Genomic DNA, 10,167 nt, shown 5'->3' on the forward strand with positions numbered 1-10,167 from the left:
ACCTCCTCTAAGTCAGATTTTTCAAACCTAAATTTTTTTTCAACTCAAATACATTTTCGATACCCATGCTTCTATGCCCTTTTTCTATCTCATGAACGAGCTCCACCATTCTTTTATTGCATGGCAGGGAGAGTCCAAGCTCTTCACCCTTTATTACAGTATGCCCCACAGTACCGTCGATTTCCGATGACCTTTTACGTATTGCAAGGTCTCTATATAGTCCGGTTCGATTTTTAAGCATATACCTATAATGGTCGGCTGTTTTTTTAAGGGCATCCCCGTAACGTTTTTGCCTGTAAAGTCCGGGATCAAAATCATCGAAGGCCTCCAGCTCCACTCCGAGAGCCTCCGGAACTTGCATTGCTTCAAGAGCAAGAGCTGTGTATACGTCTTGAGTATCAGGATACTCAAGCCCTTCAGTGATGCTCAGGGGCGTCATGCCTGTAGCGAACATTACGCTGATGTTGATTTGCTTGCTCCAGAGATATCCCATGATATTATTTGTAACTTGAGCAGAAAGAAAGGCTTGAAGATCCTTCTGAAGTGTCAGCAGCCTCGGACTCAAAATTCCATTCAATTCACCTATGATGAAGTTGCTCTTCCCGCCGAACTTGATCCGTCCCGGGCTTATATAATCTGCTGCCCAGTTGACAAAAGCACCAATTGTCCGGTCAGCGCCTACGTATTCCGCAATAGTATATTCATTGATACCGTTTTGGAGGCTGACTACAAATCCGTCATCGGCTAAAAGCGGCGCTATGGTTTCCATGGCCATAGCAGTATGCTGTGATTTTACCGCTAAAAAAACCACATCCAATGGACCCTTTAGTTCCGATGGAAGCACCGCGGCGGCGGATACAGTAAACTCCCCGTCAATGCCTTCAATAGTCAGCCCATTGCGATTTATAGCATCAACATGCTCCTTTGCCTGGTCAACAAAAAGAACATCAAACCCTGAGCGGGCAAGGTAAGCACCCATAGAGCCCCCTATAGCTCCGGCCCCGAAAATAACGTTGTGTTTCATGATATATTACTCCTATTATCCTGCCAATTTTTAATCAAGTCTATAGTCTCTTTGAGATAGTGGTAAATTCGGTTTCTTTCCCGTACAAGCTGGCGCTCTAAGGCTTTAAACTCTATACTGTTATGGTCCATAGCAGAAAGCTTTTCCAGGCCGGTTAACCCCGGAAAAGGCTTGGCTGACAATGCAAGATCCGCTTCAAAGGGGCTTTTGCGGCAATAATGGACCGGAATTATGATCCTGTTCAAGGACATAATGCAGTCATTGAGGTTTGAAGCATTCACTTTATCAGCCTCAGAGAGCTTCTCCATTTCGTTTACTCGAGAGATCTCATTATCAAGGTCATGGAACATCCGGTTTAATACCATAGCTTTTTCCTTCAGAGGGGATAAATCAAAAGCTTGACCGGCTGTCTTCTGCCAATCATCCAGATTGGCCAATATTTCTTGACCCATGTCAGTAAAGAAAAATGGCAAAACAGGCTGACTGATAAAACGCCAAATCGAAGCCAGATATATCTTGGTATCCAGGGTCAATTCCTCTTTCCCGACATACTCAAATTTATCCTCTGTTGTATGCCAATACCATGGCAGTCCGGGGACAAAAGTGTCTTTCCCCTGAGCAGATTCCGGTTGAAGTGAAAGGATCTGAAAGAGAGAAGGAACCCCGTGGCCCCAAAACGACTGATCGCCGTTTCGCTGGATTCTTGAGTAGCGCGGCTCTTGCCCGGTCATCTCCTTTATTACTTCAAATCCAAGGCGGAAGCATTGAGCAGATGAATCAACGGAGCGATAGCTGGTTGACCCTGCAGCTCCGATAGCATCTATATTAACGTTCAAAACAGCATTTTCGTGAATATCCTCCCAGTTGTGATCAGCATACCAGTTGCTTCCGCTGTAACGCCCATTGCTGTGCCCTGACCACCATACAAAGCGTACATTGATATTAATCAGATCTCTATAATCCTTTAAAACTCTGGCTATCTCCAATATGGCCGCATTTGCCGTCGCATTGTCAGTTGCGCCCTTATGCCAAGAATCCACATGTCCGTTAAACAAAACATATCGGTTTGTAGGGGCAGCGGCTTTTAAATTCGCTATGCAAAGAGGCACTTGACGAAAGTCTGTGTGAACCTCAGATTCGATCGTAACTTCTTTGGAACCGTTTTCAAGATAATTTAATAATAACTCTCCGTTCTTTTTGGTTACAGATACGACGGGTATCTTCCCCAATAAGTCTATAGACTCGGGAACAGGCATGCCCCAGATCGGGCTGATTGCCATGTTGTGCGGGTAATCTCCGCCGTTTATAAATATGAGCCCTACAGCACCCATGCGTTCCAGATCATAGCAAGCCCCAGGAGAGGCCAAGCCTTTGAGCACTGCAATCTTGCCTTTGACATCCATGCATTCGGGATAAAAGACTGCTTTTTCTTTCAATCCTCCCGGTTTAGCAGAAGCTGCGTAGCTTTGGGTAATGCAGGGCACCTTGCGCCCATCACCCAATGTAATTTCAGCAGATATGGGAAGACTGATAAGATTCTCAATAGACTTGATCTGAACATCCAATCCATAGCCTGTCATCACTTCTTCAAAGTATTTCGCTGCCTGCCATTCCCCGTCGCTGCCGGACTCTCTATCAAATGATGAAATATATTCAGTATGCTTCATCAAGAGATTGGGATTAACGTCGGCGAGCAGCTTGGATTCCATCCCTTTAACTTTCATTTGAAAACCTCCTTTTTAGTAGCTTCTAAAAATAGTGATCAATATTCATAGGGGACTCGTCCGGCAGATTCACCGCCGTCTATACGGAAATCGCTGCCTGTGATCCATCCGGCGCAATCTGACGCCAAGTAGCAGACCATGTTGGAAATGTCGCTGGGCTTACCAGGCTTTCGCAGCAATATGCGAGGGAGTATGTCCCTTTTTACAGCAAGCAAATCCCCATCATCAAAACGCCCTACATCTACAAAACCTACGGATATTGAGTTGACGTTTATTCCCATAGGCGCCAGATCAAGAGCGGCAGCTTTGGTCAGCATAAGCAGTCCTCCCTTGGAAGCGCAGTAATGGGCATGATTTGTTCTTCCGCTGTGGCCTGCACCTGAGCTAATATTTATTATGCGGCCTTTTATACCGGAAGATGCCATAGCCTTACCTGCCTCCCTGCACATATAAAATGCGCCCTTAAGATTTGTATCTATAGTTCTATCAATTATTTCGTCAGTCACCTCTGTGATATTACCATACTCCTTATAATAGCCCGCGTTGTTAACTAAAATATCCGCAGGACGACCGAAGTAGTCCAGAGCTTCCTTGACCATCCTTTTTACCGCTTTGGAGCATGCAATGTTTCCATGCACTACAACAGCTTTTCGCCCCATCTGCTTTATATCCTCAGCGATCTTCTCCGCTTCAGCAATCGAATTATTCACCGCAAGAGCCACATCAGCACCGCATTGGGCCAGATCAGTGCATATTTGCTTTCCAAGCCCTCCTGCGGCACCGGTCACTAAAGCAAGCCTATTTGTTAGATCTATTTTTATCATAATTTTGTTTCTCCTCTCTTATTGCAGGATCTCTTCAACGAAGAGCTTCTATATAACCATTTTAATCCTATGAATATGTTATATAAGTTGCAATAAATACGTTACATAGCTTTTATATTGACTGATAACGATTGCGAGAGCTCCGGGACTAAGACTTTGTAAGCTTGCATAGGGTTGCGTCAAAACTCGCTTTGGCTCAAACAGTTGACGCAACTTTTCCTATACTTCGCTAACAAACTCTAAGTCCCTTCACGATGCACTCTTTTATCAGTTAATATAAGCTTACTGCTGTAAAATATTTAATGCGTTATATATAGTTTATGAAAATATTAGCTCCAGGGCCCAATGGCAAATCAAAATAGTAAAAGATTGCAACCAGGATATAGAAAGCGATTAAAAATGCTACGGTAAAGGGCAGGCACAAAGATATCAATGAACCTATACCTGCTTTATCTGTTTTTCGCACTTTATAAGATTCCAGCAATCCCAGTGCAATAGGAACATTCAGCTCTACAGGAGAAATAATGTTGCCGCTGGAATCCCCTATGCGGTACAAAATTTGAGCCATGGCCGGGCTGATATTAAGCATTGCCAGCATAGGCACTAAAAAAGGTGCAAACATGACCCATTTACCACTATTGCTTGTGATAAACATATTCATAAACAAAGTGAATAAAGTTACCAGGAAGAAAAGCGGCATACCGGAAATATTCATCGATTTCAGCATCTCTGCACCGTTTACAGCCATAACGGTAGCCATTTTGCTATCGCTGAAGAGCTGTACAAACACAGATGCGGGCAAAGCCACTACCATGAAAGTGATCGCTGCATCTAAAGACCCTTGCATAATATCAGGTATATCAGATAATTTTTTGATCGCACCGGTACCTTTCCCATAAGCAATACCAATAGCGAAAAACAGGAAAAATAATATTGTGACAATCTGCTGCAACAAGGGCGAATTAGGAATAAAACCACCTTCGGCATTGCGGAGGATTCCACCCTTAGGTAAGGTCATAATAAGGAGGATTGCAAAAAATATGAGTGTGACCACTCCTGCAAATTTAAGACCCCTGACCTCTTCAGAAGTGATTTTATGCTTGTCCAACTCGCTTCTATCTGTTTTCAATTGTGTACTATCATCTGAGAGATAGGGGATCAGAAACTTTTTGGCTACGAAAACAGTGGCCAGAGTGATTACTATTGTCGATGCAAAAATGAAGTAATAATTTATCAGAGGATGGCTTGGAGCGTTAATCCCATTAGTTTGAACAACTTGAGTAGTTATAGCGGACAGCATCGTATCCACACTGGTAACGCTGAAATTGGCCGTGAAACCGCCATTAGCAGAAGCATAGCCTATTATGATTCCAATCCATGGGTGCATTCCAATCGCCTTGAACATTGCTGCCCCAATCATCATAGAAAAAACAACTCCGGCACCAAAGCCTATGCTCGAATTAACTCCGACTAATGCAAGAATGAAAACTAAAGTAGATATTGGTGCGCCTACAACCATTTTTCTCATCAATGCAGAGAAAAACCCGACCTTTTCAGCAAAGCCTACAGACATAACCATCAATATGAGCTGGCCAAGAGGTGCAAAATTTACATAGGTCGTTGTCAGCGACCCCATATATTTATTAAAGGTTTCCGCAGTCATAAGGTTTTGTACGGCAACTTCCTGCTGGACCAGTGCACCGTCCGATCCCAGCGCTGTGGCCATAACAGATACCCCCATAGACGAAAATATTTTGGATAATATGAGAACTACAAAAATTAATATGGTGAATAACCAGAAAGGGTGAGGAAGCTTGTTTCCAACTTTTTCAATAGCATGAGTGATCTTTTCAATTCTGCTCTTTTTTTCTTTTGGATTATTATTTGTGCAGTTTAGTTTGTTCTCTTCCATTTTTATGCCTCCTTGTTGTTATTCTATATACGGACGATAACTATGTATTTTTTTTGAGAAGGTAAGACATGTCTTTCTTTTTCAGCTTTCTCTAGTGGATGGTATAAAGGGGAGGAAAAGTTGAATTTGGTAATTGTATACATTTTTAAAATGTGCTATAATCAAAGATACGCAATACCATCAGGTGTTGTCCTTAGAGGCTCGGTAATGCTGTCCAGGCGGTCCGGGCCTCTTTTATCAACCTGATTATTTTTTAATATTGTTAAATAACATCCGCACTTTATTAGCCCTTTGGCCTTTTAGTGCTAGCTTTCCGGAGAAGTGAAGCTCTCCTTCTGAAGCTTTCGGAACATCTCTTCGCGCAATCTCGCCAGATCTTTCCTTCTCAGGCATTGGATCACCACATCGTGAGATACGACACTATCCTTCAGCTGCCCCTCATGATGCAAGCATACTTCAAAGGAACATCTTATCTGATAGGAAAGGTTCCTATGGATTTTCTGCGTCCAGAAACAGTGATCCTTCGCCAGGGAACATAAATACATATGGAACTCCATTTCCTTCTCGCAAAACTTGAACAACTTCTTATCTCCCAAATCAGGGTTATCCACTATCTCCTGCAAATCCCTGTTTAGCGATTCAAGATGATTTAATTCTTCGACGCTCGGGCCTCCCAGAGCTATAACCTTTTCAAGGACGCTATACTCCAGCAGAGTTCGAAGCTTAGTGATTTCCCAAAATCCTTCCTCGTGGTAGTCTGTTACAAACCAGCCTTTATATTGGATAGAACTGATCAAGCCCTGCTCTTCCAATTCTTTTAAGGCTTCCCGTATTGGTGCCCTGCTGATGCCCAATGTACGGGACAATTCTCTTTCATTTATCCGATCACCGGGGTGGAGCCCCCTGCTTTCAAAAATCTGTTCTCGGATATAATTAACAACAAATTCTTTTAAATTTCCTCTGATGTTGGGAGCATCACGGAACCCCTTTACCATTTTTCTTTTCCTCCTCTTTGTGGACGACCGGTCGACCACTTGTTTTAACTATATATCTTTTAATGCCCTACGTCAAGTAGATGCTATATAAAATATCGATTAAATCTCTAAAAAGAAAAACCCCTTGAATAAATCAAGGGTAATGCCTAATCTATACAGGTCTGCGCTTTAAAACAGTAATATCAACTTCGTGTCTGCCAATAATCTCCTTTATAGCATCAATACTTTCACTTATATTTTTTTGATAGCCTTGTATTTGTGATATATCCATAGCCATTTTATCATGCTCTGCTTTATTAACATCTGCCTTGTGCTCTAAGGCTTTCAATATTTGGTGATCCTCTTGCTGTCCGCTTTTCAACTCAGACACATCCATTTTAAGCTCTGACACATCAGTCTTTAGCTCTGATATATCATTTCTCATCAGTTTTATTTCTTCAAGTATTTTGACTAATAAGGATTCATCCGCCAATACAATCGCCTCCTGTTCATAAGATATCAAAGTTTTTGAGAAAAAGCAAGTATAGCAGCTAAAGAAACATCCCATTGTCACCTAATAATTCAGCTTAAGCCCCAGCCACAGCAAGCCTATTGAAAGGATCACCATGACCAATTGAATCTTAAAAATCCATTTGAACCATTTGGGGTAGCTCACCGAGGCCAGACCGAGGGAAATCAACAGCACGGCATTTGTGGGGTACATTATGTTGCTGAATCCGTCCCCAAACTGGAAGGCCAATATGCCCAGCTGGCGGCTGATGCCTATCATATCGAGAAGAGGAGCTATTATGGGCATCACTATAAAGGCCTTGGCACTGCCGGAGCCTATAAAAAAGTTCAATACGAGGACCAGAAAGTATATCCCCAATACAGCGTTTATCTTGGTGGAGGATGCAATCCAGCCAGATGCATAGTACAAAATAGAGTCCATTATGCCGCCTGTGGCTATGATATGCTTGACGCCCGATGCCAGGAGTATCAGCACGATGCCGGGAGACATAAACAATGCGCCTTTGAAAAATTTTTGCCCTACTTCCCTAAGGGATAAGCCGGAAAGAAGGCCTCCTCCCACTCCGGAAATAATAAACAGCAAGGCGATTATAGGCAGGTTGTATGCACTTATTGCAGGAACTACAGGTGACAGCAGCACCAGACATACCATGAAGCAGGTCACCACTGCAAACCAAATCACGCCTTTCCTGTTATCTATGGGAGCTCCTTCCGCCCTGACCCCGGAATCGACTGTGCTTTGAGCTTCAGGCTTTATTCTTTTTGTATAAAGCATTAAAAAAGCCATCAGGACTATGTAGGTTATGAAAAAAATTAATAGCCTGTACCCTGCCCCGGAAAACATGGGCACGCCGGAAATCTCCTGGGCGATCCCAATGGTAAAGGGATTGGTCACAGCTGCAGAAAAGCCAAAGCCGCAGGCCACCAAAGACATGCCAAGGCCGGTTAGCACATCCCATTTAAGCTCTATAGCCAATGCTATCATAAGCGGTACCAGCGGAACAATCTCTTCAAAAATACCTATGAAAGCGCCAAGACACATAAAAATAAAAACGATGAGCCCCATCAGCACGTACTTTTTATCCTTAAATCTCTTCACTACACTGGTGATTATGGTGCTCAATATCCGGGCTTCATTCAGCACATGGATTGCTCCTCCGATCACAAGCAAAAATATGATGATGGCAATAATCAATACACCGTCTGAAGTCCATAAAACCGAAACCGGTGCTGCCGCCCATTTGTATACGGGCAGTCTTTCCTGGTCAGTGAATTTAAAGCTGCCTGGAACAATAACTTGCTCTCCATCTACTATGGCCCTCTCATAAGACCCGGTGGGTATGATCCATGTCAACAAGCCTGACAAAAGTATAAGCACCACTAAAATCAATATAGCGGACGCAAATGTCTTTTTGCTTATATTTCTCTCGTTCATACTCTGATCCCCTCCAAACAATATTGAACCAAACTGCAATTTTACAATTACTCGCTTTGATACCTCATTGAACGAGACTTCATTCAGAGGGGGATTCAACCCCCACTGAATGTTAGTCGAGTCCATACTGGACTTAGCCGCTCTTGGCACCCGCCGCCTATAGAGGCGGGGGTCTTAGAGCGGGTTAGTTCAGTGATAAAAACCTGATATAAAAGCAGATCATGTTAGAAAAATTTATTATGGATATTCTTTCATTGCTGGAATGTATAGAAGCATTATCCTTCTTGGTCAATATTACCGCTGAAAATCTATATATATTTTTGCATGAGCCCAGATACTTCCTCGAATCAGTTCCTCCGATCATTAGATAAGGCACGATCACGGCTTCCGGATATATCCCATTAATAATACTGCCCAGTATTTTGTAGGGCTCCGAATCGATAGAAGATATCTCGGAGGGTTCCTCAGCCAGCATCTTTTCTATCTGAAAATTGATACCCGGATTGACCTTTTTTATATGCTCCAAGGTGGAATCTACGCTGTCGCCCTGAAGGACCCTCAGGTTGGCTACAGTCCATGCTTTTTGCGGCAGTACGTTGGGAGCATCTCCGCCGCCGTTCATCGTAAAGGCTATGGTGGTCCTTATCAAAGCATTGGTAAGAGGGCTCTTGGCGAGCATGGAACTGATGATCGGAAAGAGACGGTCAATATTTTTTAAGACAAATTTTTTCTCTTTCATATAAGGCGCCATCGTCTTGAGCATTTCTTTCACAGGCATGGTGAGCCTGGCAGGCATAGGGTTATTCTCCACATTGGATATGATCCTGGCTATGGTGCCGATCGCAGTACTTCCGGGAGGCATGGATGAGTGGCCGCCCTTATCTTCAACGGTTATCTTGATATTGGTCGAGCCCTTCTCGGCAATGCCGATTATGGCTGCGGGTACGGTAAGGCCTTCCAGCATATCGGTTATAATGCAGCCGCCTTCATCGATTACGCATTCAAATTCAATATTTCTTTCTCTGAAGATCCTGGCTGCTTCTTCGGCTCCCCTCATTCCTCCTATTTCCTCATCAAATCCAAATACCATATAAATATCTCTCTCAGGCTTAAAGCCATTGCTTATAAGATGCTCCACCGCTTCCATTACCGCTATGACTTGATTCTTGTCATCCAGCGAGCCCCGCCCCCAGATATGATCATCCTTTATGGTTCCGGAAAAGGGAGCCTCCTCCCAATCGGCCTCTGAATCCTTTTCTATGGGAACCACATCGTAATGGCCCAGCAATAAAACCGGCTTATTGCTATTCCCCTGGCTCTCCCATATATATATGGGGCAATATCCGTTTACCAGCTCTTTTTTACAGGCTTTTTTTATATTTGGGTATGTGTTTTCAAGAAACAGCAAAAATTCGTCAAACAGCTTGAAGTCCATTTTCTCATGATCAGGATATGATATCGTCTTTATTTTGATTGAATCAGCCAAATGCTGCACAGCACTGTTTAGATCAAAGCTTTTTTCAATATTTGAATCCGACATAGCATCCTCCTAAAATCTAATTTTTTGTTCAGTATAATAATTTTATATTACTCCATTTGCAAGCCAAGGTCTACCATATTTTACTAGGCTGGGCCAAAACATATGAGCATAGAGGCGATATAGAATGTTTTAAGAGGCTGCCCCGAAGGACAGCCCCTTAAAACATTTTTAACACTGAACTAACCCGCCCTAAGTCCCCCGCC

General features: G+C 43.2%; 8 protein-coding genes. All 8 read right to left on the bottom strand.

Annotation, left to right across the window (positions count from 1 at the left end):
* Positions 1-7: 7 nt before the first annotated feature.
* Positions 8-1,024: a ketopantoate reductase family protein gene (locus LJD61_RS07835; RefSeq protein WP_255226980.1), complete on the bottom strand. Its 1,017-nt coding sequence runs from the start codon at positions 1,022-1,024 to the stop codon at positions 8-10.
* On the bottom strand, positions 1,021-2,748 hold the full coding sequence (locus LJD61_RS07840; protein ID WP_255226981.1) for a M28 family metallopeptidase: 1,728 nt from the start codon (positions 2,746-2,748) through the stop codon (positions 1,021-1,023). Before LJD61_RS07840 ends, LJD61_RS07835 begins: the two co-directional genes overlap by 4 nt.
* A gap of 38 nt (positions 2,749-2,786) precedes the next feature.
* A complete protein-coding gene (locus tag LJD61_RS07845; RefSeq protein ID WP_255226982.1) occupies positions 2,787-3,572 on the bottom strand; it encodes an SDR family NAD(P)-dependent oxidoreductase in 786 nt (261 codons plus the stop codon).
* A gap of 307 nt (positions 3,573-3,879) precedes the next feature.
* Positions 3,880-5,484: an AbgT family transporter gene (locus LJD61_RS07850; RefSeq protein ID WP_255226983.1), complete on the bottom strand. Its 1,605-nt coding sequence runs from the start codon at positions 5,482-5,484 to the stop codon at positions 3,880-3,882.
* 305 nt (positions 5,485-5,789) lie between these two features.
* Entirely contained in the window at positions 5,790-6,479 is a 690-nt protein-coding gene (locus LJD61_RS07855; protein ID WP_255226984.1) for a GntR family transcriptional regulator, read from the bottom strand.
* A gap of 151 nt (positions 6,480-6,630) precedes the next feature.
* Positions 6,631-6,951: a hypothetical protein gene (locus LJD61_RS07860; protein ID WP_255226985.1), complete on the bottom strand. Its 321-nt coding sequence runs from the start codon at positions 6,949-6,951 to the stop codon at positions 6,631-6,633.
* 81 nt (positions 6,952-7,032) lie between these two features.
* Positions 7,033-8,424, bottom strand: coding sequence for an AbgT family transporter (locus tag LJD61_RS07865; protein WP_255226986.1), 1,392 nt, complete (start codon positions 8,422-8,424; stop codon positions 7,033-7,035).
* 184 nt (positions 8,425-8,608) lie between these two features.
* Complete coding sequence (locus LJD61_RS07870; RefSeq protein WP_255226987.1) at positions 8,609-9,964, bottom strand: M20/M25/M40 family metallo-hydrolase; 1,356 nt, start codon at positions 9,962-9,964, stop codon at positions 8,609-8,611.
* Positions 9,965-10,167: the final 203 nt, after the last annotated feature.

Source organism: Lutispora saccharofermentans, assembly GCF_024363565.1.
Taxonomy (GTDB): domain Bacteria; phylum Bacillota; class Clostridia; order Lutisporales; family Lutisporaceae; genus Lutispora; species Lutispora saccharofermentans.

Coding starts and splice junctions, on each gene's coding strand:
- LJD61_RS07865 (WP_255226986.1), bottom strand. CDS start 8,424: ATGAACGAGAGAAATATAAGCAAAAAGACATTTGCGTCCGCTATATTG.
- LJD61_RS07855 (WP_255226984.1), bottom strand. CDS start 6,479: ATGGTAAAGGGGTTCCGTGATGCTCCCAACATCAGAGGAAATTTAAAA.
- LJD61_RS07870 (WP_255226987.1), bottom strand. CDS start 9,964: ATGTCGGATTCAAATATTGAAAAAAGCTTTGATCTAAACAGTGCTGTG.
- LJD61_RS07840 (WP_255226981.1), bottom strand. CDS start 2,748: ATGAAAGTTAAAGGGATGGAATCCAAGCTGCTCGCCGACGTTAATCCC.
- LJD61_RS07845 (WP_255226982.1), bottom strand. CDS start 3,572: ATGATAAAAATAGATCTAACAAATAGGCTTGCTTTAGTGACCGGTGCC.
- LJD61_RS07850 (WP_255226983.1), bottom strand. CDS start 5,484: ATGGAAGAGAACAAACTAAACTGCACAAATAATAATCCAAAAGAAAAA.
- LJD61_RS07835 (WP_255226980.1), bottom strand. CDS start 1,024: ATGAAACACAACGTTATTTTCGGGGCCGGAGCTATAGGGGGCTCTATG.